The sequence below is a fragment of the Lacrimispora sp. genome, from assembly GCF_036758025.1.
Taxonomy (GTDB): Bacteria; Bacillota; Clostridia; order Lachnospirales; family Lachnospiraceae; genus Lacrimispora.
Genome location: NZ_DAIOXM010000003.1, coordinates 31,031 through 56,937 on the forward strand (window position 1 = coordinate 31,031; position 25,907 = coordinate 56,937).

At 42.9% G+C, this 25,907-nt stretch carries 20 protein-coding genes and 1 tRNA gene; 17 read left to right on the forward strand and 4 right to left on the reverse strand.

Going from position 1 to position 25,907, the window contains the following annotated elements:
• Nucleotides 1-106: 106 nt before the first annotated feature.
• Entirely contained in the window at nt 107-4,096 is a 3,990-nt protein-coding gene (locus V7M78_RS04060; protein WP_333646705.1) for a hemoblobin-interacting domain-containing protein, read from the forward strand.
• A gap of 142 nt (nt 4,097-4,238) precedes the next feature.
• The gene (locus V7M78_RS04065; protein WP_333646706.1) at nt 4,239-4,832 is read left to right on the forward strand and encodes a helix-turn-helix domain-containing protein; all 594 of its coding nucleotides are present in this window, start codon (nt 4,239-4,241) and stop codon (nt 4,830-4,832) included.
• Here the strand turns inward: V7M78_RS04065 and V7M78_RS04070 are convergent.
• Together V7M78_RS04070 and V7M78_RS04075 are read right to left on the reverse strand one after the other, a co-directional pair.
• Complete coding sequence (locus tag V7M78_RS04070) at nt 4,827-5,978, reverse strand: MFS transporter (RefSeq protein WP_442914622.1); 1,152 nt, start codon at nt 5,976-5,978, stop codon at nt 4,827-4,829. The genes V7M78_RS04065 and V7M78_RS04070 overlap by 6 nt on opposite strands.
• Before the next feature lie 17 nt (nt 5,979-5,995).
• On the reverse strand, nt 5,996-6,439 hold the full coding sequence (locus V7M78_RS04075; RefSeq protein WP_333646707.1) for a MarR family winged helix-turn-helix transcriptional regulator: 444 nt from the start codon (nt 6,437-6,439) through the stop codon (nt 5,996-5,998).
• A 223-nt stretch (nt 6,440-6,662) separates the two neighbouring features.
• Between V7M78_RS04075 and V7M78_RS04080 the strand changes: the two genes are divergently transcribed.
• Nucleotides 6,663-7,340 (forward strand): Crp/Fnr family transcriptional regulator, encoded by a 678-nt coding sequence (locus V7M78_RS04080; RefSeq protein ID WP_442914625.1) that lies wholly within the window; start codon nt 6,663-6,665, stop codon nt 7,338-7,340.
• Between the two features lie 47 nt (nt 7,341-7,387).
• On the opposite strand, the gene V7M78_RS04085 is transcribed toward V7M78_RS04080, so the two are convergent.
• Both V7M78_RS04085 and V7M78_RS04090 read right to left on the reverse strand, forming a co-directional pair.
• On the reverse strand, nt 7,388-9,088 hold the full coding sequence (locus tag V7M78_RS04085; RefSeq protein ID WP_333646709.1) for an FAD-dependent oxidoreductase: 1,701 nt from the start codon (nt 9,086-9,088) through the stop codon (nt 7,388-7,390).
• A 26-nt stretch (nt 9,089-9,114) separates the two neighbouring features.
• Nucleotides 9,115-9,432 carry a rhodanese-like domain-containing protein gene (locus V7M78_RS04090; RefSeq protein ID WP_333646711.1) on the reverse strand — a complete coding sequence of 106 codons (318 nt, stop codon included), beginning with the start codon at nt 9,430-9,432 and terminating at the stop codon, nt 9,115-9,117.
• Between the two features lie 428 nt (nt 9,433-9,860).
• Between V7M78_RS04090 and gdhA the strand changes: the two genes are divergently transcribed.
• The 14 genes from gdhA (at nt 9,861) to V7M78_RS04160 (ending at nt 25,850) form a co-directional block, all read left to right on the forward strand.
• Nucleotides 9,861-11,195: an NADP-specific glutamate dehydrogenase gene (gdhA, locus tag V7M78_RS04095; RefSeq protein ID WP_333646713.1), complete on the forward strand. Its 1,335-nt coding sequence runs from the start codon at nt 9,861-9,863 to the stop codon at nt 11,193-11,195.
• Nucleotides 11,196-11,349: 154 nt separating this feature from the next.
• The gene (locus V7M78_RS04100; protein ID WP_333646715.1) at nt 11,350-12,057 is read left to right on the forward strand and encodes an AlkZ-related protein; all 708 of its coding nucleotides are present in this window, start codon (nt 11,350-11,352) and stop codon (nt 12,055-12,057) included.
• A gap of 234 nt (nt 12,058-12,291) precedes the next feature.
• The gene (locus V7M78_RS04105; protein WP_333646717.1) at nt 12,292-13,710 is read left to right on the forward strand and encodes a sodium:solute symporter family protein; all 1,419 of its coding nucleotides are present in this window, start codon (nt 12,292-12,294) and stop codon (nt 13,708-13,710) included.
• A 321-nt stretch (nt 13,711-14,031) separates the two neighbouring features.
• Nucleotides 14,032-14,559, forward strand: a complete 528-nt coding sequence (locus V7M78_RS04110; RefSeq protein WP_333646719.1) for an RNA polymerase sigma factor — start codon at nt 14,032-14,034, stop codon at nt 14,557-14,559.
• Nucleotides 14,560-14,561: 2 nt separating this feature from the next.
• Nucleotides 14,562-16,169: a hypothetical protein gene (locus V7M78_RS04115; RefSeq protein ID WP_333646721.1), complete on the forward strand. Its 1,608-nt coding sequence runs from the start codon at nt 14,562-14,564 to the stop codon at nt 16,167-16,169.
• 221 nt (nt 16,170-16,390) lie between these two features.
• On the forward strand, nt 16,391-17,284 hold the full coding sequence (locus V7M78_RS04120) for a DUF3881 family protein (RefSeq protein ID WP_333646723.1): 894 nt from the start codon (nt 16,391-16,393) through the stop codon (nt 17,282-17,284).
• A gap of 101 nt (nt 17,285-17,385) precedes the next feature.
• Nucleotides 17,386-17,459 (forward strand) — tRNA-Arg (locus V7M78_RS04125).
• A gap of 314 nt (nt 17,460-17,773) precedes the next feature.
• Nucleotides 17,774-18,160 carry a Fur family transcriptional regulator gene (locus tag V7M78_RS04130; RefSeq protein ID WP_333646725.1) on the forward strand — a complete coding sequence of 129 codons (387 nt, stop codon included), beginning with the start codon at nt 17,774-17,776 and terminating at the stop codon, nt 18,158-18,160.
• A gap of 93 nt (nt 18,161-18,253) precedes the next feature.
• The gene (locus V7M78_RS04135; protein WP_333646727.1) at nt 18,254-18,817 is read left to right on the forward strand and encodes a 6-pyruvoyl trahydropterin synthase family protein; all 564 of its coding nucleotides are present in this window, start codon (nt 18,254-18,256) and stop codon (nt 18,815-18,817) included.
• Between the two features lie 412 nt (nt 18,818-19,229).
• On the forward strand, nt 19,230-20,942 hold the full coding sequence (locus tag V7M78_RS04140; protein WP_333646729.1) for a sensor histidine kinase: 1,713 nt from the start codon (nt 19,230-19,232) through the stop codon (nt 20,940-20,942).
• A gap of 4 nt (nt 20,943-20,946) precedes the next feature.
• Nucleotides 20,947-21,735 carry a response regulator transcription factor gene (locus tag V7M78_RS04145; protein WP_333646731.1) on the forward strand — a complete coding sequence of 263 codons (789 nt, stop codon included), beginning with the start codon at nt 20,947-20,949 and terminating at the stop codon, nt 21,733-21,735.
• Between the two features lie 148 nt (nt 21,736-21,883).
• A complete protein-coding gene (locus V7M78_RS04150) occupies nt 21,884-23,041 on the forward strand; it encodes an ABC transporter ATP-binding protein (RefSeq protein WP_333646733.1) in 1,158 nt (385 codons plus the stop codon).
• Nucleotides 23,038-24,684 (forward strand): ABC transporter permease, encoded by a 1,647-nt coding sequence (locus tag V7M78_RS04155; protein ID WP_333646735.1) that lies wholly within the window; start codon nt 23,038-23,040, stop codon nt 24,682-24,684. The genes V7M78_RS04150 and V7M78_RS04155 overlap by 4 nt, the downstream gene beginning before the upstream one ends.
• 44 nt (nt 24,685-24,728) lie before the next feature.
• Nucleotides 24,729-25,850 carry an extracellular solute-binding protein gene (locus tag V7M78_RS04160; RefSeq protein ID WP_333646737.1) on the forward strand — a complete coding sequence of 374 codons (1,122 nt, stop codon included), beginning with the start codon at nt 24,729-24,731 and terminating at the stop codon, nt 25,848-25,850.
• Nucleotides 25,851-25,907 lie beyond the last annotated feature (57 nt).

Sequence of the window (25,907 nt, forward strand, 5' to 3'; positions counted from 1 at the left end):
TCTGTTGAAGATTTTTCTCGTTTAGCAGCTTGCTGAATTGTTACAAAATATTATATAATGCATTGGTTAGAGGTAACTAACTTCAATCATATGTAAGGAGAAATGTATGAGAAATAGAAACGGGATTAAATTATTGGCAGTCCTGACTGCTGTAACCATCTCATTTCCCATCCAGTCGTCTGCTGGGGAATGGAGGCAGAACGGAGACCAATGGCAGTATATACTGGAAGACGGCCGGGAACAGAAGAATTCATGGCTGAAAACAGATGACGGCAAATGGTATCATTTTGATGAAAACGGAGTGATGAGGACAGGATGGTATCAGGACCAGGATCAGAAATGGTATTATCTGGAGGCAGATGGTTTTATGGCTTCCGGCTGGAAACAGATCGATGGAAAGTGGTATTACCTGGAGGCAGATGGCTCCATGGCCTCAGGCTGGAAAGAGATTGACGGAAAGTGGTATTATCTGGACAAGCAGTCAGGAGAAGCTGTGGTAAACGGTTATACGCCTGACGGATACTATGTGGATGGCAGCGGGGCATGGAATGGCAGTTCGTCACAGGACGCCTATGATTCCGATGATTCTGATGATGATCCCCGGATTAATATTCCGGAAGAAAATGGAGGAAATCAACCGGAAGAAGAAAACAAAGAAGAAAACACAGGGGAAACAAATCCCTGGAAAAATAAAAATCCTGTTATTGTGGAAAAGAGCGGGATCGTGTCAGTCCTGGGACTTCCCTATGCAGCCATCACCTTTTCTGACCAGACGAAAGGAGTGGAAACATTCCGTTATTCTGTAGCGGGAAAAGATGCAACCTCTCTGGTCACACCTGTGGATTCTTCAGGACAGATAGTTAAAATTCCTCTGCCCGATAAGAATGCTCATACTGTTGCCATAACCTCAGGAAAGTGGACTGTATCTACTCTTTTATTGAAAGAACCGGGAAAGAGTTCTGTAGTGGAACATGAGACAGCCGAGGCAGAGTTTTCCCTTCCCACTGATATTCCCTGGGTGGTGCTTGCAGAGGAATCCATCCCACTTTCTCAATATGTAAAGTTTATCAAACTGGGAGAGTCTATTTTTGTAAAGTCATCAAAAACTACGGCAGATGTTGTGAAGATCAGGCTTCAGACAGCTTCTTTAAAGAGTATGGCTCTGGATGCAGTTTCAAGTGCGACTGCCGCACCTCCCGCCAATATGGAAGGAAAAGAAGAGAAGACTTCCATTGCCATATTGTTTGATCTGGCGGCCAATCATGTAATCACAGATGATTTGGGGATTGAAACAGCCTCAGGAAACGTGTTTTTATCCAAGTGGGAAGTTTTGGATAAAAAGATTGCATTAAATGAAAGCCTGACAATGAGTACAGAGGCGAAAGACCTTTCCAAGAGAAACTGGAAGAAAGCAGAAAGCCTGCCCAGATATGTGAAGTATTTGACAGACAAAGCGGGTTATGGAACAAAGATTGAGCTTTTGACTGGAAAAACGGATAATACTGTTGGACCTCAGTTATCCATTGCACCTTCCTTGAAAGGAAAAGATGCAGTGATACAGCTCAGTGAGGAAAATGAGTCCTGGTACCGTTCCATTACGGAAATTGAGATTCCATACAGCAGTATAAAAAACCACTATTATCAGGAGAATAATACTCTGTCAGAGGATGGAAAGACAATTACTTTGGGAGTAAAGGGAGACGGTGTCAGCGGTCCTATGAATTATTGTGGAACGTATGAGATTACCATTCGCTCTTTTGGTTTTGAGGATGTGAAGGGGACTCTTGTTGTTGTAGATAAGGCTCCTGAATTTACGTCTGTATGGAATAATGAAGGAGGAAGGCTGGAATTAAGACCTTCGTCTACCTATTATCTGCAAGATATAAAGACTGTTATTGTAAATGGAAACAAGCTGGAGCCGGGGGATTTTACCAGTGATGATTACCGGATTTATATTCCCTACCGTCATCTGGTAAATGGAGAAAATACCTTTGAGATTCAGGCAGAAGGATATGAGGACGTATCATTGACCATAAAATCTTCGGATGATTTTATCATTCCTAAGAAGACGGCAGAGATAACGGTTGATGAGGTCATAGGAGATTCTAAAACTATGGTGTTCCGTATCGGTTCATACCCGGAGAACAGTGAAGAAATGGAATGGTTCCAGACCCTGGACCAAAGCCATCTGCAATTGTCATATAAGTATGGAACCGGAACCATCAGTTCTTTCAACAAGGAAGGCAGCAGCTTTACGGTTACTTTAAGCAGCAGTATGTCCACATATTACGATTATACTATGAAGATTGCCGTACCAGGCTATGAGGTGGTATATATCACTTTTAAACCTGTTAAAGCAGCACCTGATGTAATACAAAGCTGGAATAATGAGAATTATAGCCTTAAGCTTACAGGTGACAGTTTTTATCTGACTTCCAGTAAGATGAAGGTGGTTTTAAACGGAAAAGAATTGATTATGGGAGAGAGTAATGACTACATATCCTCTTACAGCAATGGAATTGAAATATTTGCCCATAATTTTACAGCAGGCGAACCCTATACCATTGAACTCCGTGAGTCTGATTATGCTGTGAAAAATCTGGAAGGAACAGCGCCAGGGGAATTGACTGTACCTTTGGAAGCACCGGAAATCAAGGCTGAACCCGTTCCGAAGGGAAGTGAAGTGACAGTAAAGGCATTGGGGAATGTGGGAGACTGGCTGAGTAAGATTAATTCTGTTACTGTAGGAAGCTATACAGTAACCCCCAGAATAGAATCTGATGGACTGGTTTTAAGTCACAGCAGCCTTTCTTATTCAGGAACCTATACAATCACAATAAAAGCGACTGGTTACCGGACTGCTCAAACAACGGTGAAGGTGTTGAACACGGTTAATATTACAGGAGTAATTAATTATGATACGGAACGTCTGGTGCTGACCAGCAGTGATAATTATTTTTATGGCCAGGCAGTTGTATCCTTAAACGGAAGCTTACTGGAAAAAGGTAAGGATTATACTTTAGAGGGGAGCAATAAACTTTATGTTTCTGCCTCATTGCTTACGGAAGATGTAAATCATATTATTTTGAGTAATGAGAATTATCAAAAGGTAGAATTGGATTTTGGAAAGTACGTTGCTGCAAAGACACCGCCGGCTTTGGAAGTGATTATGGAAGAGTCCATGTCAGGAGGAAAAGAAATTGTTCTGGAGGTGAGTGACGGAGATCAGGAGTGGTGGGATGCTCTTGATAAATCTCATATTTCTGTAAAAGGTTCCTGGGCTCTGTCTGTTTCAAATTATGAAAGAGATTCTGACAGTCTGAAACTTGCATTGCAGGACATCTTGTCATACAGCACCAGCTATACCATAACTATTTCAGTACCAGGATACCGTTCCTGCACGGTCATCTTCAAGCCTTATCGGCTGCTTCCGGAAATAACATACCAGTGGGATGATGGAGAATTAAAGATTTCCACTACATCATATTTCTATTTTAGTACTGCAAATACAGAGGTTTATCTAGATGAGACTAAACTGTATAAAGACACAGATTATACCTTTGATTCATCAAGTCTGCCTCAGGTCCTGACTATTAAAGCAGATCAATTTACTCCAGGAGAGGAACATACAATAAGGATCATGACCCCGGGGTATGCTCCGTATGAAATAACTGTAGCACTTACGCAAGGTCAGAGTATGAGTATGGCCATAGAGATATTGCCTGAGAAAATTATGCCAGAAGAAGTCATAGAAGCAGAAATTCCCGAGACAGAGGTTCCAGAGGAAGAAGAAATTCCAGACGAAGAAATTCCAGACGAAGAAACTCCAGAGGAAGAAATTCCGGAAGAAGAAATTCCAAACGAAGAAATTCCGGAAGAAGAAATTCCAAACGAAGAAATTCCGGAGGAAGAAGCCCCGGAGACAGAGGTTCCGGAAGAAGAAACTGATTCGGAAAAAGAATTTGAAGAAGAGCCTCCTTATAAAGAAGAGGAGAAAATTCCTGATCAGGAAGAAGAATCTGACACCGATGAAGCTCAGGAAACAGATCAGGAGGAATCTGATGGCGAAGGCGTTTTAAATGATTCAATAGAATAAACAGGTTTTAAACTGCCTTTTGGAGGAGATGATAATTTCCATATCAAAGGGCAGTTTTTCATATTAAAAATGGACAGAATATTGATTATATGCTTTGCTTGCTGTAATATTGGTTAACAGGTAATGGAAGGAGGTAAGAATTATGGATTGTCAAAAAATAGGACACTTGATTTTACAGTTGAGAAAAGAAAAAGGGCTGACCCAGCAGCAGGTTGCGGATCAGCTTCATATCAGCAATAAAACAGTCTCCAAGTGGGAGTGCGGGCTGGGCTGCCCTGATGCGGCCTTATGGAACCAGCTTTCTGATATACTGGGAGCGGATATTCTCGTGCTTTTGCAAGGTGAATTAAATCCTAACCGGCCTGACATTGGAAAAATCTCTAAGGTAAAGTTTTATGTATGCTCTGTCTGCGGCAATATTCTGGTCAGCACAGGAGAAACGTCTATTTCCTGCTGTGGAAGGAAGATAAGCCCCTTAGAGGTTTCACCTTTTTCAGAGGAACATAAGATGACCGTAGATAAAATAGATATGGAGTATTATGTAACCCTGGATCACCCCATGAAAAAGGACCACTACATCGCTTTTTCTGCCTATGTCCACGATGACAGGGTCCTTCTCATTCGGTTATATCCGGAACAAAGTCCGGAATTTTATCTGCCTGCTGGAAAAAGAAAGGGGATTCTATATGTCTACTGCACCAGTCATGGATTGCAGAAATATCCCCTTCGTCTATAGGCTTTTCTTTCTAAATCCAAGGAAATAGAGAATTGCTGCAATCAGAATAAACAGGGAAAAGTAAAAATACATGCTGCTGTAGCCTGCCTTAGATGCGATCATTCCGCCGATTACGGAACCAAAGCCGATTCCTCCGTCAAAACCGGTAAAAAAGGTGGCATTGGCTGCACCAAGCCGTTCCTTTGGAGCACGGACCACAGCCATGGTTTGGAAGCTGGACTGTAGGGCACTGAAGCCCAGGCCGTACACCGCAGCGCTTGCCAAAAACATAGGGAGGGTTCCTGACTTTGATAAGAGGATCATAGCGGCGGCAGTTAGAAGAAAGCCCGGGTAAACGATCACCGGAAATCCGAAGCGGTCCGTCAGCTTTCCGTAAAGGGGTCTTGAAAGCAGGAGGAACAGGGCGTAAACAGTGAAAAACATACCGATGTTGGAAATGTTTTTTCCTGAGGCATAAAGGGAAAGAAAGCCGGTTATGGAGCCATAGGTGGAGCTGACGAAAAACATGACAAAAGACGGAAGGATGGAAGCTTTCTCATAGGGAGACGCTTTTAATTTCCTCTCTGTTTTGGCGGCGGTATTTTTACTTCTGATGAAAAGTGCCAGTAAAAGGGCGGCGGCTCCAAGACCTGCAGACCAGCGGGAAAGGGAGATAAATCCTCTGGAGGCCAGCAGGCCCAGGCCGATTCCCGGCGCCAAAGCCATGGCAAGGCTGCTGGACAGGCTGAAAAATCCCATGCCTTCGCCGAACCGGGGCTTTGGAATAATATCAGATGCCATGGTGCTGCTGGCTGTGGTAGCCATTCCCCAGCCTATCCCGTGGAGAAACCGGATTCCAATGATCATGCCCACAACAGGAAACCGGGAATAAGCAATGGTCACCAGGATGATGATAAAAGCTCCGGTGAAAAAGATGCCTTTTCTGCCTATTTTGTCAAGGACAATTCCTGAAAAGGGGCGGATGATAAGGGAAGCCACCGTGGCGGCTCCTAAAAGCCAGCCAAGAAGAGCATCGGCCCCTCCTAAAGACTTAGCATAAAGGGGCAGGGTAGGCAGAAGCATCTGGAATCCGCAGAAAAGCAGCAGGTTTACCAGTGAAATGATGATAAAATCTTTTGTCCATAAGGTTTGTTTTTGTTCTTCCATATAATGTGATCCTTTCTTCAGACAGTAGGGGATTGTATTTCTGATTTTTCTTCGGATACGTTTTCCAGGATCTTGTTGAGAAGGGCAATTGCCTGATCTGTTTCCTGTTCTGATAAATTTCTTGTGGTAATACTGACTAATTCCGTAAAGGTATTCCTTATTCTGGGTGCGATTTCCTGCCCTTTTTTCGTCAGATAGAGACGTTCAAAGCGTCGGTCTTTCTCATCCTTTTCCTTTTTGATATATCCATGATGAATCAACTGTTTCACCGCTTTTGCCGTAGTGGATTTCCCAATGTGAAGATGCTGGCTTAAGTCTTTTTGAGTAATTCCTTCATTTTTGGAAATGACATAAAAGAAATCGTGCTGTCCGCTTTGGATGGAAATATCCTTTAGCTTGGAATTCAATATGCTTTGTATGTTTCTGTAAATGGCAGCATTCAGCTTTCCGATGTTGTCCATGTTTTACTGTCACCTCATTTTTTTAATTAGTTTCCCTTGCAACTATTTGGAATCATATCACTAAAAGGTTTCTTTTGCAACTATTTTTTGGAAGTAAAGTTTTGGAAACGAAAATTTGAAAAAATGGGGCAGATTGACAATTACGGAACAGGGGTTATATAATACATATCATAAATAAATGGGGAATTTAAGCCTGAAGAAGTATTGGTGTAAGGAGCAGATGATGGTTAGAAAAGAGGAATTGGCATTTATACGGTCCCGCCTTGATTTCTGGGATAAATTAAGTGAACGGGAAGCAGATTTTCTGGAAAGCAATATTTCTGCGGTATCTTATAAGAAGGAGTATAACCTTCACAGTGCAGGCAGTCAGTGCCAGGGTGTTCTTTTGATTAAAAGCGGAGGGCTCCGGGTTTATATTTTATCTGAGGATGGGCGAGAGGTCACGTTGTACCGGGTTTCTTCCGGAGAGGTCTGTGTATTTTCTGCTTCCTGTATTTTAAGCCATATTACCTTTGACGTTCACATTGATGCGGAACAGGATACTGAGGCCTATTTGATTCACATAAGCGCTTTCAGTAAGCTGAGCGATGAAAATGTGTATGTGGAGAATTTTGCATATAAAAATGCCGTTGAACGGTTTTCTGACGTGATGTGGGCCATGGAACAGATTCTTTTTATGAGCTTTGATAAAAGGCTGGCTATCTTTTTGGCGGATGAGATGGCTAAGACTAATTCTACCAGCCTGTACATTACCCAGGAGCAGATTGCCAGATACATCGGAAGTGCCAGGGAGGTGGTTTCCCGTATGTTAAAGGTGTTTAAGGCGGAAGGAATCATCGAACAGACCAGAGGGGCTATCTGCGTGATTGACAAGGATAAATTGAGAGCGCTTACGAAATGAGGAAAAGCCTGTATTCAGAAGATGAAAACTGAATACAGGCTCTTTGTTTATATAAAATTATATTCTGTCACAACGGGACTTCTTCCGCTTACCTTGTCATGGTAGTATTCGTAAAAGGAAAGGCCCAGAAAGCTTCCGGCAACGTTGACAACGTTTTGAAAACCTAAGTGCTGAAGAGCCAGGGCGGCGTTATAGCTTCGCTGTCCGGTGCGGCAGTGCAGATATACGGTCCGGTCTTTGGGAATTTCACTGACCCGTTCCCTGAGCTGGCTCAAGGGTATGTTAAAAGCTCCCTTGATATGGCCTCTTTCGTATTCATAGGGTTCCCTCACATCAATGATCAGCTCCTGGTTTTCCACCAGTTCCCTTACCTTGTCTACATTCACCTGCTTAAATTCCTGGTTTAAAAGGTTGGAGCCCACATACCCTGCATAATTGACAATGTCCTTTGCAGTGGAAAATGTGGGAGCATAGCACAGCTCCATGTCCTTTAAGTCCTCTAAGGTTCCATCCAGCTTTATGATGGTTGCAATGACATCAATCCTCTTTGTGACATCGCCTTTTCCAATGGCCTGAGCCCCCAGTATTTTTCCCGTGGGAACTTCAAACAGAAGCTTAAAGTGCATGGGAGCCGCCTCCGGCATGATTCCAACCCGGTCTGAAAGGATAATGCGGACCATGTCATAATTGATTTTCATATGAAGGGCCTGGATCAAGGCTTCATTTAATCCGGTGGAGGCGCCGTTGTACTCAAATACCTGAATGGCGGAGGAGCCGATATATCCCCTGTTCAGAGTGTTTTTCCCATGAATATGGTCTGCGGCAGTTCTGGCCTGCTTTAAGGCAGGGCCTGCCAAAGACAGCTTAGAGGGAGAATGGGTCAGCGCATGGTAAATTTCCACTGCATCGCCCACTGCGTAAATGCTGGGATCACTGGTTTGATAATGTCTGTTTACTTTTATGGCGCCTGTTTCTCCGATTTCCAGACCGGCTTCCTTTGCAAGCTGGGTTTCCGGAGATACACCGATTGCCATGACTACAGCACCTGTTTCTATCTCTTTTCCTGAGGCCAATATTACTTTATTTTCTTCAAAGGATTCTACCTTGTCTCCTAAGATCAAATTAATATCATGATCCATCAGCGTCTTATGAAGAATCTGAACCATATCATCGTCAAAGGGCCTCAAAATCTGACTGGCAGCCTCCACCAGGGTGATGGAGAATCCGGCCTTCTGCAGGTTTTCTGCAATTTCAATTCCAATGAACCCGCCTCCGATGACAGCAATATCCTTGCCGGGCATCTGCTTTACAAAACGGTTTAACCGGTCAATATCCACCACATTTCGGACGGTGAATACATTTACCTTTTCCAGTCCGGGAAATTTGGGAACAATGGGGGCTGCTCCAGGGGACAGGATCAGCTTGTCATAGGTTTCTTTGTATTCTTCACCTGAATCTGTTTTCTTTACGGTGACGGTCTTATTTTCCCTGTCAATGGCTATAACCTGGCTGCCTGTGCGGGCATCAATTTGATACTGTCTGAGAAAGAGCTCCGGGTTCATCAGAACCAGGTCTTCTGCATCGTTTATCATTCCGCTTAAATGGTAAGGAAGGGAGCAGTTTGAAAAGGAGACATGAGGCCCTTTTTCAAACATAATGATCTCATCCTCTTCGCTGTTTCTTCTGAGTTTTGCCGCGGCTGATGCTCCGCCTGCCACTCCCCCTACGATCAATATTTTCTGCTTCATAAAATTCCTCCTGTTGCTGCATGGTTTTATTTTTTTATGGCTCTGTAAGAATTCATGCCCCCCGCAACGTCTAAGACACGGAAGCTTTGTTTTGAAAGCTCTTTTACGGCTCTTGCGCTCCGTCCGCCGGACTGGCATAAGATGTAGTAGGTTTTGTCCTTGGTTAGGAATTTCCCGGGTTCAGCAAGTAAATTTCCCATGGGGATGTTTTTTGCTGTCTTTATGCTTCCTGTCCGGTATTCGTAGGGCTCCCGGATGTCGATAAGTTCTATTTCACCGATCAGATTATCAATATCCGCAGCCTGGATGATTTTGCTTTCTGCTGGTTTTAAAAATTTAAACATGTTTTCCTCCCGGATTTTTCAGATTTATATTAATAGTTGATTTTCTTTCTTCTCTCCTATCTATTATAAGGAAATAAAGGGAAATGTCTGTAACTATATCACATAAACTTTTGTTATATCGGGGCTGGATTGATGTTTTGAATTTATAATTCCATTTTATTACTTATATTTATTAAAATCAATGAAGTAATTATATTAATCAGAAAATTTTTTAATGAAAGAAAATTTGTGTGGATTCTATTTTTAACATTCAAAAAATAAAGAATCACAGCTCCTTGACTTTATTAAATTAACTTGTTATAATTTTTTTCAGGTTATGGGAAGGCAAAGGGGCTGGAACTCGAAAAGTTCTAGCCTCTTTTTGCATTTTTTTAAATAACTTTGTATTGTGTAAATTTATATACAATAATCTAAGGAGGAGAAAAATTATGTCATATGTAGATGAGGTTTATGACAGGGTTGTGAAACAGAATCCAGGAGAAGCAGAATTTCACCAGGCGGTTAAAGAGGTGCTTGACTCTTTAAAGCTGGTCATTGATGCAAATGAGGAAACATACCGTAAGATGGGGCTTTTGGAGCGCCTTGTTGAGCCGGAGAGAATCATTTCCTTTCGGGTACCGTGGGTGGATGACAATGGTCAGGTCCAGGTTAACAAAGGCTTCCGTGTTCAGTTCAACAGCGCTATCGGCCCTTACAAGGGAGGTCTGCGTCTTCATCCTTCCGTAAATCAGGGTATTCTGAAATTCTTAGGCTTTGAGCAGGTGTTCAAGAATTCACTGACCGGCCTTCCCATCGGCGGCGGCAAGGGAGGTTCTAATTTTGATCCCAAAGGAAAATCAGATAGAGAGGTTATGGCATTTTGCCAGAGCTTTATGACAGAGCTGTCCAAATACATTGGAGCAGACCAGGATGTTCCAGCCGGCGATATTGGAGTTGGAGCAAGGGAAATTGGCTTTATGTACGGACAGTATAAGAGATTGACCGGTTTATATGAAGGTGTTCTTACGGGAAAGGGTCTTACTTACGGCGGTTCTCTTGTCCGCACTCAGGCTACAGGCTATGGACTTGTATATATTCTTGATGAAATGTTAAAGGACAACGGCAAGGAGCTGGCAGGGAAAACTGTAGTAATATCCGGTTCCGGAAATGTGGCAATCTATGCTACCGAAAAAGCACAGCAGTTAGGTGCAAAAGTGGTTGCATTAAGCGATTCCTGCGGTTATATCTATGATAAGGATGGAATTAAGCTTGATCTGGTTAAGGAAATCAAGGAAGTGCGCAGGGGACGTATTAGCGAATATGTGGAAGAGGTTCCAACGGCAGTTTATACAGAAGGAACAGGAATCTGGAGCATTCCATGTGATGTTGCCCTTCCATGTGCAACTCAGAATGAGCTGAATTTAGAGGATGCTAAAACTTTGAAGGCCAACGGCTGCTTTGCAGTTGCAGAGGGTGCCAATATGCCTTCCACCAGAGAAGCTACTGATTTCTATCTGGAAAATGGAATTCTGTTTATGCCGGGCAAGGCAGCTAACGCAGGCGGCGTAGCTACTTCCGCACTGGAAATGAGCCAGAACAGCCAGAGGCTTTCCTGGACCTTTGATGAAGTGGATGAAAGACTTCACAAAATCATGGTTCAGATTTATGCTAAGACAGCTTCTGCAGCAGAGCGTTACGGTGTAAAGGGAAATTATGTGGCAGGCGCCAACATTGCCGGATTTGAAAAGGTAGTAGAGGCCATGACTGCACAGGGTATCGTGTAATAGATAGAAGAAAGAGATTCAGTCTTTTGTAAAAACAAGGGACTGGGTCTTTTTTTATGGGTTAATGTGATATAATCATTCTAAGGTTTATGAAGTGCGGTACAAAAAGTGAGAAGGTAAGAAAACATCTATATACAAAAAGGAGGGATTGGAAATGAATCAGAAGGTGATATCATGTTATGAGGATTTTGTAAATGCACTGCTGGAGGCGGGATTTTCCATGGGAGGAGGAAACAGCGAGGGAATTTTTTCACTGATTGACTGGAACTGGAATGAACAGCCGTCCTATGAAACTCCAGTGAAATGGCATACAGGAGACCCTGAAACTGATCCATGGGAATGGCGCATGAGGGTGCTGGATGAGCGTGATGACATAGGGTATGGAAAGTTTTTCTTTAAGAAAAGCGGTTACATCACCAGGGAATGGATTCCTTATTTCCTTGCAGCCCGGCGCGGCGATATGACTTTTGAAGAGGCTTATGAAGATGGATTAGCCAGCAATTATGCCAAACGGATATACAGTGTTGTTGCTGAATATGAAATTCTGCCTCTTCATGCTATAAAAGAGCTTGCAGGGTTCGGAAAAGAGGAGAAAAGTGCCTTTGACCGGGCCTTGACGGAGCTGCAAATGAAGATGTATCTGACTATGTGCGGAAAAAAGCAGAAGGTTTCCAGCAATGGGGAAGAATACGGCTGGTCCTCGACGGTGTTTTGTACTACGGAAAGGTATTGGGGTGAGGAGATTTTTAAAGAGTCCGGCAAGATTGAAAAGGCTGATGCAATTAGAAAAATAACTGAACAGGTTTACAAATTAAACCAGGAAGCAGAGCAGAAAAAGATTGTGAAATTTATTAATGGTTAGTTAAAAGCAATACAAAACCTAAATTTATGGAAAATTAGGTCGGATTTGTTCGATTTAAGTCGTAAAATATAAGAATGATTAAATTTTAACATAAAATAATGAAGAAATTAAATTAAATATCAAATTTTTCTAAAAATTTATTGAAATTTTTCTAAAAGAGTATTATAATGCCCTTATAAATGTAGGTTGCAGTATCCCCTGACTGCACAAAACCAATCATAAGGAGGAACGAATATGGGAAGTGTTCAGGTAGTACCGATTATTATTTTAGTTCTCTACATAGGGGTTATGCTCTCTATCGGTTTTTTTGTAAACAGACTGACTATTAAAACCAGTACTGATTACATGCTTGCAGGGAGAAGGATGGGAGTTCTCATGATTGCATGCTCTCTTTCAGCCAACAATATTGGCGGCGGAAGCACCACAGGGGTGGCGGCTAAGGCTTTTAACGGTTGGGGAATGAGCGCTGCATGGTATGTTCTGGCGGCAGCGGTTGCTATGATTCCACTGTCATTTTTTGCGCCCAGAATCCGAAAGACAATGGCAGTGACCATTCCGGAAGTAGTAAACCGGCGATTTGGTAATTTTGCAGGGGTTTTTACAGCGGTATTAAATGTTCTATCTCTGTTTTGCTTAACAGCTTCCCAGATTCTGGCATCAGCTTCTGTTTTAAGTGCGATCACGGGAATTCCTCTTAATGCAGCAGTTTTTGTGGCAGGCGGAATCATTATTGTGTATACCACTTTAGGCGGAATGCTGGCAGATGCCATAGCGGACATTTTACAGTTTTTTATTATTTTCTTCGGCCTTTTGATATCCGTTCCAATGGTAATTCAAGGGGCTGGCGGCTGGCAGGCAGTATCCAATCTGCTTCCTCCGGTAGAGCTTGATATGTTTAAGATAGGAATTCCAACCATCCTTGGGCTTATTTTCAACTATTTTTGTACCTTCCTTTCCGGTCCTGAAATGGTAAGCCGTTTTTCCAGTGCTGAGGATGAAAAAACTGCAGTAAAGGCCTCGGTTTTATCAGCTGTTTTAATGGCGCTTCTGGCCTTTATGCCCACTCTCATCGGTCTGGTTGCACTGGCTGAGAATCCGGGTCTGGATGGAGGTCAGGGAACTACGGCTCTTATGTATGCCTCTTCAAAATACGCACCTCCCATTGTAACAGGACTTGTTGCGGCTGCTATTGTTGCAGCAACCATGTCCAGCGCCGATTCCAATCTTTTATGCGCTTCTACTATAGTAATAAAGGATATTTATCAGCGCTTCATTAATCCGGAGGTAACAGATAAACAGCTGATCACTTTTACCAGGGCAAGCAACGTGATCATTTGTCTGGTTTCCATGGGAATTGCATTATTTAACATTAACTTAATTACATTGAACCTGTTTGCTTTTGCTCTGCGTTCTGCGGGACCATTTGCAGCTTACGCCCTTGGAATGGTGGTTCCAAAGGCCACGAAGAATGCCGGAATTGTATCGATTCTCATAGGGTCTGTTGCAGTTGTAATATGGCAGATATGGGGCGGAAATACCGGAATTCTTCCTATCGTATTCGGTTGTTTCTGGGGAGTTGTTTCATTCTTCCTTGTAACCAAGGTGGAATCTTCCATGGGCAAGCCTCCGGCACCGTCTGCATTTGACAGCTGATATAATAAAATATAATTGTATGAATGAGTCATCACTCTGTGATGGCTCATTTTTTGTATAATGGGAAATTGAGTTAGAAGTTAAGTTTAAACCTGTCATTATCTTCCATAAGAAGATAATGTATGTTAAGCAAGTCAGAATCGGTCACACCTTCCATTTTTTAAATAAATAAGCTGCTTCCGGATATAGTATTAAAAAAATAAAATCAGTGTGTAACATTTCACCGGTCATAATCGTCTTTATTAGTGTATGTACAAAAATTCGGATTACAATAGCTATTGAAAATGCAGAATGCCATGTTGCAGCAGTATGGAGGCAGGAATGAGGAATAGAGAGAACAACAAAGAAATGATTGAAAAACTCTGCAGGGATACCTGGAGGGAGCTGTACAGCTTTATTTATTATAAAGTTCAGAACCGTGAAGAGGCTGAGGATATCACACAGGAGACTTATGCAAAGGCGATATCTTTTTTAAACAAGAATGATGTGAATATTCTGGAATGTAAAAAGTATTTAAGGTTCATAGCAATGAATATCATCCGCGACCAATGGAGGGCAAAAAAGAGGAGAGGCAGCAGTGTGAATTTAGAGGATGTAAATCCGGAGGAAATTGTTGAGGAGGACTTCTCAGATTCTCTTACGGAAAGGGACCGGATTGCAGAGGCCATGAACCGGCTGACTGAAGAACAGCGGACTGTGATTGAATTGCGGATTATCAAGGGATATACTGTCGCAGAAACCGGGAAGCTGATGCAAAAAAAAGAGGGAGCCATCCGCGTTCTTCAGCTGCGGGCCGTGAGAGCCCTGGCGAAGATACTGGAAACAGAAGAAGGTAAGGAGGAAATATAAAAATGGATGAAAGGAAGCTATCTCAATATATTGATGATTTAAATGCCGGAAAAAGGCCGAAGGAACACAAGAATGGGTTACAAAAAGAAGTGGATGAGCAGGCTCTTTTTGAAACCGTAAGAAAGGTACGGCTGCTCCGGGAAGTGGAATATCCTGATGACTTATTTCGGCAGCGTCTTATTAATTCTTTAGAAGCAAAAGAAAAGCCTGTAAGGAATCGAAGGAAGAGATTTGCATTTATAGGAGCTGCTTCTGCGGCTGCAATATTACTTTTGGTGACCGCATATTATTTCCTTCCCAATAAAGCCTCTAATATGGTATATGCAATGGAAAATGCCATGAAGGTAGTCCGGGCTTACCATGGAATCATTGAGGTGAGTGAAACCAATGAGCTGGGAGAGACTATCACACAGTCCAAAAGGGAGGTATGGGCAGATAAGAGCGGTAATTATTATATCAAGGATCTGGATGGAGTTTCCAGGGAATCCATAACTGCAAACAATGGAACCCAGAAGTGGCAGCTTCGTCCGGAGGAGAGAACCATTTATCTTTTACCGGCATTTCCCGATGATTACCGTTTTACTTTTGAGATTGGAAATGAAATTAATGATGCCGCAAAGGCACAGACAGTTGAAGTAATTGGCCAGGAGACCATCCATGGAAGAAAAGCGACAAAGCTTCAGATCATTCCGGATGGAGGAAGTCCTTACTTTTTATGGGTTGATAACGAGACAGATCTGCCCTTGCAAAAGGTGTCAGCAATGCAGAATGCAATTCAGATCAAGGCAGAATATACCTCTTTTGAATTAATAAATGAAATTCCTCATGACCTTTTAGCCTATTATGTGCCAGACGGTTATAAGGAGGAAGATACCAATATGGAGCAGGCCGCCGCTTCCCTGGAAGAGGCAAAGGAATTGGCTGGCTTTATGCCTAAGCTTCCCGGACAGGTGGCAGAGGGATATGCACTGAACCGGATAGCAGTTGAGAAAGACCATGAGACTGTGAAGCTGTATTACTCAGCCAGAGATTTGGCGGGTTCAATTCTATTAACCCAGTCTAAAACAGCAGGAGAACTGGTTCCCTCTCCCATGGCAGTTCTTGGAACAGTGAATCAGAATAAGGCGGAAATTATAAATTCAGAGACAAACCGATCTATCCGCTGGCAGGAGGATGGTATGGAATACGGTGTATTGGGGACAGCATCGTTAGAAACCCTGACTGTTTTCGCAGAAGAACTATCCGGGGGAAATGTAGTAATACCGGTGAGCACAGAGAATCCGGGGCAGCCGCAGGTTAAGGTTGATGTTGACCTGTCTGCAGAAGAAAATGAGCAGAAGAGCGTGGATGCAGGCCATTCCCCCTGGAAACTTGATCCGGCTTTTGTATCTCAGGTATTTGCAAGTCTGCTGTTGTCGCCGGAAGGCATTACAGGAGATTACCCTATTGCTTATGAAGATATTGAAATCACTGAAAATAACGGAATTGATGCCATTGCAGAAATCAAGGATGAGAAATCTATTGCGAAATATGTTTATTTAAAGCGCCTTGTCCGCCAGGATGATACCGGCATCTGGACTGCAGTTGGATATGATACGGATAAAAGGTGAAATGCAAAAGAAGGAGGGGTATCTTTATAGTGTTTCATGAGAGTGAAACATTGGGAAGATGATACTGGGGACTGTCTGGAAAATTCAGAATATAAAAATTTTACTGGAATTCTCTTGATTTATAGTATATAATAAGCGTTAAGACTTGAGGCGGAGTGTTCTTCGCCTCATTGTATTCCTTTTATTTTTTTAACATTATTTAGAAAGCAGGTGATGATTTCATGCATAAATTCCTGAGAACTGTTGGTTTCAGTCTTTATCAGAAAGACAGAGATATAGAAAAATTACTGGATAAGCTCTGTGAAGATTTGTCCGGAATAAAACGAATGCAGATTGATGAGGAATCCAATCTCTGTGAGCTTCGAAGGGAAGTAGCTCCCGGTATGGGAATTGCCATTTTCGGAGAGATGGACCAGGAGGGAAACTTTCAAAGACAATACTATTACCCATATTTGAAGAGCACTGACATGACATCAGATGTGTCCTGTTCCATTCAGCGCCATACGGAAAAGGAAACATACGCCGGGCTTTTGGATGAATATAAAGTAGGAATTTCTTTGATTTTTTATATAGATAATTCTTTTGAATGCAGAGAACGGATCATTGACCGCCATCCCATGGATACAAAGGATGTCTGTATGACTGGCCTGGCTATAAACGGAAAGATTCTTCTGCCCATCCAGAAGACGGAAAAGCAGAGGGAAAGAGCCAGAGTGGCTGCAAAAGACCGTAACAATCTTTTGGAGGCGGCAAAAAACGGTGATGAGGATGCCATGGAAACTCTGACCATTGAAGATATTGATTTATATTCCCAGGCTTCCAGAAGAGTGATGAAGGAGGATTTATACTCCATCATTGATTCCTGTTTCATGCCCTGCGGCGTGGAGTGTGACCAGTATTCCATTATCGGTGAGATCATTAAGATGGATGTGAAGAAGAATCAGGTTACAGAGGAAGAGGTCTATGACTTTACTGTGGAGTGCAGTGACTTAATATTCCATGTGGGAATTGCGAAAAAGGATCTGGTGGGAACTCCTGAAGTGGGACGCCGGTTTAAGGGGCAGATATGGATGCAGGGGACCGTGAATTTTAAGGAGTCTCTGGAAGAAATATAAGATTTGTCTTGACGAAAAAGGAAATTGTGAATATAATAGTAGACGGACTGTGCAGCAGATGCTGTTGCACAGTCCGTTAAAAAATGCAGATTTATGCATGGGTTTCTGTAGCTCAGCAGGATAGAGCGTCCGCCTCCTAAGCGGAAGGCCAGCGGTTCGAATCCGCTCAGGAACATTACATATATTGCCGAAAGCCTTGATTTTACAAGGTTTTCGGCTTTTTTGTTGTAATTAAAAGGATACAGAGGCAGTTCTCTCCGTTCTCCTGTGTTATAGAGATTTGAGCTCATGTGTTAAAAAAGATATCAGGTGAGGTTGAGAGAGCAGTACATAAAGAATTAAGGTGATATAAAATGGCAAAAAATCACAACATGATCCACGCAGAATGCAAAGAAATACTTCATAATTGCCTATATAAAAAACTTGACATACGATCCTTATTGATATATAATCCTAATTAAGAATAATTACTGTAATGGGGTTGATATTATGATTAGACGTAATACAGTTCAATGCGCTTTAGTTCTCGAGGCTGTAAATAAGCTGAAGTGTCATGCGACCGCAGACCAGATATATGATGAGATTATTAAGGAACATCCCAATATAAGCAGAGGGACAGTGTATCGGAACCTGCAGCGGCTATGCGAAATGGGCGAGATACAAAAAAGGGAGATGCCCGGAGGGGCTGACCGTTTCGACCATATTTGCAGTAATCATTATCACGCAAGATGTGTAAAGTGCGGCCGTGTTTTTGATGTAGACATGGAATATATAGCAGATATGGAGCGATCTATCAGGGATACTCATGGGTTCGTATTTACCGGACATGATATTGTTTTCAGGGGTATCTGTTCTGAATGTAAAAGTAATACATAGGAACAGCTTCAGATATTCCGGACAAGTATTATTTAGTGCGCATACGGGAGCATAGCAATACCCCGTAAATAATATAAAATAAGGAGAAGAACTATGAGAAGTATTACAACATTAGACCTGCAGTATGCACACAGATTTTTTGGATTTAAAGGCGAAGCACAGTATTTGCACGGTCACACCGGCGTACTGACGATTGAGGTTGAGGATTCTGTTAATTCCGGCGTCAATATGGTTTTCCCTTGCAACGAAATTCAGAAGACCGCCTGGGAAGTTCTGAAAAACTTCGACCATGCGCTGGTTCTGCGGGAAGATGATCCCCTGTTGCCTGCAATCCTCGATGTTTATGAAAAGCAGGGCATTAAGGACGGTGCGCCCACCAATCAAATGAAGGGTCCCGCTTTCAAGACAGAGCTTGCAACTGCATATCCGGAATGTCGTTTGGTTGTAACTAAAGAAACTATGACTGTTGAAGGAATGATTAAGATTGTTTATGATCTGCTGAAGGATAAGCTGAACATTGCCAAGATTACATTTACCAGCGGTGTTAATGGGGCTTCCGAAGAATTTGAGACAAACAACAACATCGACCGTTGTCCGTTGTGTGGTATTGCCTTAAATGAAAACGGCGTATGTCCCAAGTGTGGATATAAAAAGTAATTTGACATGAAGACAGATGCTTTCGCTGATGGAAATTATCAGGGCATCGAAACAATGTACATGGCTGATTAGCGCAGAATATTAAATCTATATAAGGGGTGCTGCAAAACAGATGAAAAATCATCTGTGAAGCAGCGCTCCTTTTTTGCGTTAAAATGCAAATACAGTACGACATCTCCCCATAGTCAGTATTATGTTTACAAGCTTCCGGCTGTACCGGATAAGTTCGATTTTTATTGAAAAACCCAGGACTACCTCTTATAATAGAATTATTAATAAAAATATGGCTGATTAACTACACTTTTATTGTTAAATTATATAAAATAAAGGCAGATGAAATGGGGAACGAAAAAATCATGGTTATGGCGGACAGAGGAGCTATTGATGAAAATGGGAAAGGACTGTGAAGACTATGGGAATTATTTTACGTCCTTCCAATAAAAACAAGGTCCCGGAAGAGGGGCGGTTTCAGAAAAACCTGCAGAAATCCGTGACCCGGAAGATTGTGCTGCTTCTGATGATCAGTGCTTTCTTTTTCTGGGCAGGACAATATATCATTACTCTGATGGAAAATGAACTGAATGCTGTTTCCCACTTGGAACAGCTGGAAGAAACATTTTTTGATCTTGACATTCAAAACAGAGAATTTTTGTTGAATGACCGGATCAATGATGTGGTGAGAAGAATGTATTCCCAGACAGATTCCAGTGTTTCCGATGAATTTAAAAATCTTTTCCGCCAGTTTAATGAGGATTGTAAGGTTCGTAATGAGGTTCTGATTGTAGATAAAGCCGGCAATATGGTTTTTACCTCTTTCGGCGAGAACCGGTTTTCTTCTTATTTGCTGAATTATAATAATGCCATTTGTTATAATGCAAGAAATTTAAATGAAGGGGAAATTTACCGTGCTATTTATTATGACAGGGTAAATTATGCCGACGCCCTTTTTGTGAAACCGGTTTTTGAAGAAGGAAGCATTCAAGGGTATGTAACCTTGTTTCTGTCCGGCAGCGAATGGAATTTTTATCTTTCCAAAAGCAACTTTGACGGCGTGATCACAGATATGCGCCAGAATGTCATGTACATAAGCAAGCCGGGAATGGCTGACAACAATAATAAGTTTTATGGAGTGGCCCATGGAATATGGGAAAGCAAAGGGGACCGGTATTGGAGTGTTTCAAAGGAACTGCCTGAATATTCGGCTGTAATCTATTCCCTGGTACACTATCCTAAGAATCAGACGGTATACATCGGACTTTTGGTGCTCTTTTTGGTAGGAATATGCTGGTATGTGGTTGCCGGCTGGATGTCAAGGACCATGGCGGAAAACAATGCTGCTTCCATAAAAAACCTGGTAAAGGAAATCCGTATAATCCGGAAAGGCGATTACAAGCACAGGGTTCAGCTTGGAACAGACGATGAGTTTGGGGAAGTGGGGAACCAGGTAAACCGCATGCTGGATAATATCCAGAGTTTAAATGAACGCAATACAGAGCTGCTTACGCTCAACAGCCGCATTGAGATGGAACAGCTGACCCAGCAGATGAATCCCCATTTTCTCTATAATACTCTGGAGATTATCCGGAATCTGGTTATATTTGACGCGCCGAAAGCAGAGGAACTGATCGTGAAATTGACGGAGGTTTTGCGCTACAGCGTCAATACCACCAGAAAAGAAATGACCCTGGAAGAAGATATGCAGTTTATTGATGCATACCTAGAGATACAGCACTGCCGTTTCGGTGACCGTTTTCACTGTGAAATCCATATGGAGCCGGAATGCAGCGAGTGTATTGTTCCCAAAATGCTGCTTCAGCCTATGATTGAAAACAGCATCAAATACGGTTTTCAGAAGAAAATGGAGTTAAATATCCAAATCCGTGGATACATGGATAAGAATATGCTGGTCATTCAGGTCTTAGATGACGGGCTGGGCATGGAGCCTCAGAGGGCTAAGGAGCTTGAGCGGCAGTTAAAGGAGCATGACAACAGTTCTTCTTCCATTGGACTTTGCAACCTGTCCCGCAGGCTTTATCTTCAATACGGGGAAAACAGCGGAATTTTAATCAGAAACAGAGAAGGTATTGGTCTTGAAGTAACGGTTCAGATTGAACAGAAGGGGTGACGGAATGTACCGTGTCTTAATAGCAGAAGATGAGGATATTATCAGAAAGGGGCTGATGTATTCGGTTAACTGGGCAGAGCTGGACTGTACCATAGTGGGAGAGGCCCGCAACGGTATAGAGGGGGTTGAACTGATTGAAAAGATGAGACCGGATATTCTGATTGTGGACATCAATATGCCTGTTATGGATGGAATCGAAATGATCAGGCGGACTTGTGAAGAATACAGTTATTCCGCCATTATTCTGTCTGGATATTCTAATTTTGAATATGCAAAAAGCGCCATTCACTACGGGGTGACGGATTACCTTTTAAAGCCTCTGAAACGGGAGGAGATGGTAAAGGCAATTGAGAATGCAAAAGAAAAACGGTGGATCTATCAGACCTGGCTGGCCCAGCAGCAGGAGGCGGAGGAACTGAAAAACGTGAGGCTGGTTTCCAGAGCAGAGGAGACAGGGGAGCATGATGAGATTGTAAAAGAACTGCTGAAGTTCATTGAAGAACATTATCAGGAAAAGATAGGCTGGCAGGATGTGGTGGAGGCCATGAATTACAGTGAGACGTTTTTGAACCGGAAATTCAAAACACAGATGGGAACTACGTTTATCGAATATTTGAACCGTTTCCGTATTCAAAAGGCTGTGGAGCTTTTGAATCAGGGAAATATTGCCATTCAGGATGTTTCCTGGATGTGCGGAATCGGAGATTACAAGTATTTTAACATGGTATTTAAAAAATACATTGGGTGCAGCCCCAAGGAGTATTCGTGGAAAGTGAAGGAGCAGCTGAAATAAAGCTGCTTTTTTTCTTGGACGAAGCAATCTGTTTGGTATTTTTTCCATTGAGACTGTATTTTGGGTAGGAATCAATGATTAAAATGTATAAAATAATGATTAATAAGAGAAGAAAATATACAATACATCCAAAAAGGCGGTGGGAAAAGTGAGCGTAACGATTTCAATTAGCAACGCGGTGAAAAGGTACGGAACAGTGACAGTAATCCCGGATTTGTCGGTAACCATTGAAAATGGGGAGTTATTTACCCTTCTTGGCCCGTCTGGCTGCGGAAAGACCACATTGCTGAGAATGATTGCCGGATTTAATTCCATTGAAGGAGGAAGCTTTCGGTTTAATGACAAAGTGATCAACGACATGGAACCCGGCAAAAGGGGAATCGGTATGGTATTTCAGAATTATGCAATTTTCCCCAATATGACGGTACGTAAAAATGTGGAGTTCGGCCTGAAATACAAAAACATGTCAAAGGAACAGATGAAAGAGGAAGCGGATAAGTTTTTAAAGCTGGTTCACGTAGATCAGTACGGGGACCGGATGCCGGAGCGGCTTTCCGGCGGCCAGCAGCAGAGGGTAGCCCTTGCCAGAGCTCTGGTAATCAGCCCTGATGTGCTTTTGATGGATGAACCTCTTTCCAACCTGGATGCCAAGCTGCGGGTGGAGATGCGCAGTGTGATTAAGCGGATTCAGAAAGAGGTGGGAATTACCACGGTTTATGTCACCCACGACCAGGAAGAGGCCATGGCTATTTCAGACAGAATCGCAGTTATGAAAGACGGAGTGATCCGCCATATCGGCAAACCTGAAAATATTTACCAGAGGCCCGCAGATTTATTTGTGGCGACCTTTATCGGCAAGTCCAATCTTTTAAATGCCAGGTTGAGAAAAGAAGGGGAAAAGGCGGTGGTCGTATTCCAGGGCGGATATGAAATTTCTGTTGATTCCATAAGAGATGAGGAGATCCGGGACAGAGAGGTTGTTGTATCTGCAAGGCCGGAAGAGCTGATTGTTTCCCGGTCAGAAAGCAGTACAGGAGGCCAGGGAATTAAGGCGGTTATCCGGGACAGCGTATTCCTGGGACTCAATACCCATTATTTTGCAGAGCTGGAGACAGGGGAAGAGGTAGAAATTATCCAGGAATCTGAGATCGATTCCATCATTCCTCCAGGAAGTGACATTGTCTTGACCATCAATACCAATAAGATCAACGTATTTGATTCGGAATCCACAGGCAGTCTGATGAAAGGGGTAAAAAACAGCACCATCCTGCCGGAAGGCTTTGAAAGACGGGAGGTGAAGGAATGATCCGAAAAAAACGAGGTGATTTCTGGAGTGTCGTCTCCGGGGTTTTGCTGGTGATATTTCTGGTGTTCCTGATTTATCCCATTGGAAAGCTTCTCAGGGAAGCGGTTTATGCAAACGACGAATTTACCCTTGATGCCTTTCGCCAGTTTTTCAGCAAATCCTATTATTACAGCTCTATCTTTCAAAGCGTTAAAGTTGGAGTATGCGTGATGTTTACCAGCCTGCTTCTGGGAGTGCCCTTTGCCTACTTTTACTCTTTTTACAGGCTGGGGGGACGGAAAGTGCTCTTTGTGCTTTGCCTTCTCTGCACCATGTCGGCTCCCTTTATCGGCGCTTATGCCTGGATTCTGCTCATGGGAAATTCGGGATTGATCACCGGGTTTTTAAAATCCATAGGAATTTCCGGGGTTTCTATCTATGGTTTTGGCGGAATTGTGTTTGTGCAGACCTTAAAGCTGTTTCCGCTGGTGGTAATCTATATGAACGGTGCATTCCGGGATATTGACAATTCTCTGCTGGAAGCAGCCGAAAGCATGGGCTGTAAGGGAATTGACCGTTTTAAGAGGGTGATTATGGCGCTGACCATGCCCACCATTCTGGCCGCAGCTTTGCTGGTTTTTATGAGATCTTTTGCGGATTTCGGAACGCCGGTGCTGATTGGACGGGGATACAGCACATTTCCCGTTTTGATTTATAACCAGTACCTGGGTGAAAACGGAACCAATTATCATTTTGCAGCAGCCATCAGCGTTATCGCGGTGCTGGTAACGGCAGTTATATTCCTGATACAGAAGACGGCGTCCAACCGGTTTAAATTTACCATAAGTGCCCTGCATCCCGTAGAGCCTAAGAAGGCTTCCGGGTTTGCCAATGCGGCCATGCATGTTTACTGTTATCTTCTTGTGGGTATCTCATTGCTGCCCCAGATTTATATTGTAAATATGTCTTTCAGAAATTATAAAAACAGTATTTTAAAGCCGGGTTATTCCCTGGTCAATTATCAAAAGGCAATGGAAAAAATGCTGTTCCGTTCCATTGGAAATACCATGATTGTCAGCATTGCGACTTTGGCGGTTATTATTGTCATTGCGGTTTTAATCGCTTATTTAGTGGTAAGGCGAAGCAATTTCTTAAACAATGCCATTGATACCATTTCCATGCTGCCCTATATTATGCCGGGAGCGGTAATCGGTATTGCCATGGTTGTGGCATTTTCCAAAAAGCCCTTTACCCTTACGGGATCCCTGGTCATCATGGTCATCGCTCTCGCCATACGGAGGATGCCCTTTACCAGCCGTTCCGCTACGGCGGCCATGATGAAGATTCCGGTCAGCATTGAGGAAGCGGCGCTGAATCTGGGGGCTCCCAAGGTGTCCGCATTTGTAAAGATCACGGTACCGTTAATGTCCAGCGGAATCATATCAGGAGCTGTTTTAAGCTTTGTATCAATTATTACGGAGATGTCTTCCGGAGTAATTTTGTATAATAACAGGACCATTACCCTGACAATCAGTACGTATTCCGCAATTACCGGCGGTATTTACGGGGTAGCAGCAGTATTTGCAACGATTACAATGGCGCTGACAGTACTTTGTCTGGTGATCTATTTAAAATTCACCAAGATGGAGGATGTGCGCTTGTAAAAATGGTTATAAAACCAAAATTTATAAAGAGAAGGGAAGAAATTATGATGAAAAGAAGGCTATTGGCAGCAGGTCTTGCAGCGGTTATGGCATTGTCTATGACTGCATGCAGCACAAAAGCGGAACCGGAAACAAAGGCGGAGGAGTCAAAAACAGAAGCTCAGTCAGCCGAAGAGACCAAAGCAGCAGAATCAACTGATTCAGGAGCACCCTATTACGTAAGACCAGCCAGTGAAGTGACCGGGAAAATTACGGTTTACACCACCATGGAAGAAACTCAGCAGCAGGTATTAAGAGATATGTGGAAGCAGTATTATCCTGATTGTGAAATGGAAATCCAGGCTGATTCCGTGGGAACCCTGGCTACCAGAATCAGAAGTGATGAATCCAGTGATGCAGATGTGGTAATCGGAGGCATGTTTGCTGCAGACGGTGAGACCTATCATGATATTCTTCAGCCTTATACAGCAGCTTGTGACAAAGAACAGGGATACCATGACGAGTCTGGATATTATACTTTTTATGATGTTCAGTTAATGAGCCTGGTTGTAAATCCTGCTTTAAGAGATGAGCTTGGAATTGAAATCAAGGGCTATGAAGATTTGCTCAATCCTGCTCTGAAAGGAAAGATCATTCTTGCTGCTCCCGATGCATCATCTTCCGGCTGGCGTCAGTTACAGACCATTCTGGCTGTTATGGGTGATGAATTTGACGATGAAAAGTCCTGGGATTATATTAAGCAGCTGATTCCGGCAAGCTTTTCCACCACCTCCTCAAAGGATGTTTATAACCTGGTGAGCAACGGCGAATATGTGGTAGGACTTTCCTATGAGTCCAGCGTAGCAGCTTTGATCAATGACGGTGCTCCCATTGAGTGCGTTTACATGGAAGAAGGCAATACTGCAATGGCAGGAGGAGCTGCAATCGTAAAGAATGCACCCAACCTTTCAGCAGCCCAGGCCATGATGGATCTTTTATCCTCTGCGGAATTCCAGGATGCCCGTGCAGAAGCTTCTGCAGGACGGGGTTCCAACACTCTGTGCAACTTAAGCGGTCTGCCTGATGAGGAAACCTTAGCGATCAAAGACCTTGACTTTGCGTATTTAGCAGAGCATAAAGAGGAAATGCTTAACAAGTGGAATGAACTGTATGCAGAATTAAACTAAACATAATGGTGTCCCATAAGCCACAGTCCGAAAACGTGATGAGTTCGGCAATGGGCT

Bases quoted from the DNA above. Each gene is read 5' to 3' on its own strand.
- V7M78_RS04060 (WP_333646705.1), top strand. From the start codon at position 107: ATGAGAAATAGAAACGGGATTAAATTATTGGCAGTCCTGACTGCTGTA.
- V7M78_RS04065 (WP_333646706.1), top strand. From the start codon at position 4,239: ATGGATTGTCAAAAAATAGGACACTTGATTTTACAGTTGAGAAAAGAA.
- V7M78_RS04070 (WP_442914622.1), bottom strand. From the start codon at position 5,978: ATGGAAGAACAAAAACAAACCTTATGGACAAAAGATTTTATCATCATT.
- V7M78_RS04075 (WP_333646707.1), bottom strand. From the start codon at position 6,439: ATGGACAACATCGGAAAGCTGAATGCTGCCATTTACAGAAACATACAA.
- V7M78_RS04080 (WP_442914625.1), top strand. From the start codon at position 6,663: ATGGTTAGAAAAGAGGAATTGGCATTTATACGGTCCCGCCTTGATTTC.
- V7M78_RS04085 (WP_333646709.1), bottom strand. From the start codon at position 9,088: ATGAAGCAGAAAATATTGATCGTAGGGGGAGTGGCAGGCGGAGCATCA.
- V7M78_RS04090 (WP_333646711.1), bottom strand. From the start codon at position 9,432: ATGTTTAAATTTTTAAAACCAGCAGAAAGCAAAATCATCCAGGCTGCG.
- gdhA (WP_333646713.1), top strand. From the start codon at position 9,861: ATGTCATATGTAGATGAGGTTTATGACAGGGTTGTGAAACAGAATCCA.
- V7M78_RS04100 (WP_333646715.1), top strand. From the start codon at position 11,350: ATGAATCAGAAGGTGATATCATGTTATGAGGATTTTGTAAATGCACTG.
- V7M78_RS04105 (WP_333646717.1), top strand. From the start codon at position 12,292: ATGGGAAGTGTTCAGGTAGTACCGATTATTATTTTAGTTCTCTACATA.
- V7M78_RS04110 (WP_333646719.1), top strand. From the start codon at position 14,032: ATGAGGAATAGAGAGAACAACAAAGAAATGATTGAAAAACTCTGCAGG.
- V7M78_RS04115 (WP_333646721.1), top strand. From the start codon at position 14,562: ATGGATGAAAGGAAGCTATCTCAATATATTGATGATTTAAATGCCGGA.
- V7M78_RS04120 (WP_333646723.1), top strand. From the start codon at position 16,391: ATGCATAAATTCCTGAGAACTGTTGGTTTCAGTCTTTATCAGAAAGAC.
- V7M78_RS04130 (WP_333646725.1), top strand. From the start codon at position 17,774: ATGATTAGACGTAATACAGTTCAATGCGCTTTAGTTCTCGAGGCTGTA.
- V7M78_RS04135 (WP_333646727.1), top strand. From the start codon at position 18,254: ATGAGAAGTATTACAACATTAGACCTGCAGTATGCACACAGATTTTTT.
- V7M78_RS04140 (WP_333646729.1), top strand. From the start codon at position 19,230: ATGGGAATTATTTTACGTCCTTCCAATAAAAACAAGGTCCCGGAAGAG.
- V7M78_RS04145 (WP_333646731.1), top strand. From the start codon at position 20,947: ATGTACCGTGTCTTAATAGCAGAAGATGAGGATATTATCAGAAAGGGG.
- V7M78_RS04155 (WP_333646735.1), top strand. From the start codon at position 23,038: ATGATCCGAAAAAAACGAGGTGATTTCTGGAGTGTCGTCTCCGGGGTT.
- V7M78_RS04160 (WP_333646737.1), top strand. From the start codon at position 24,729: ATGATGAAAAGAAGGCTATTGGCAGCAGGTCTTGCAGCGGTTATGGCA.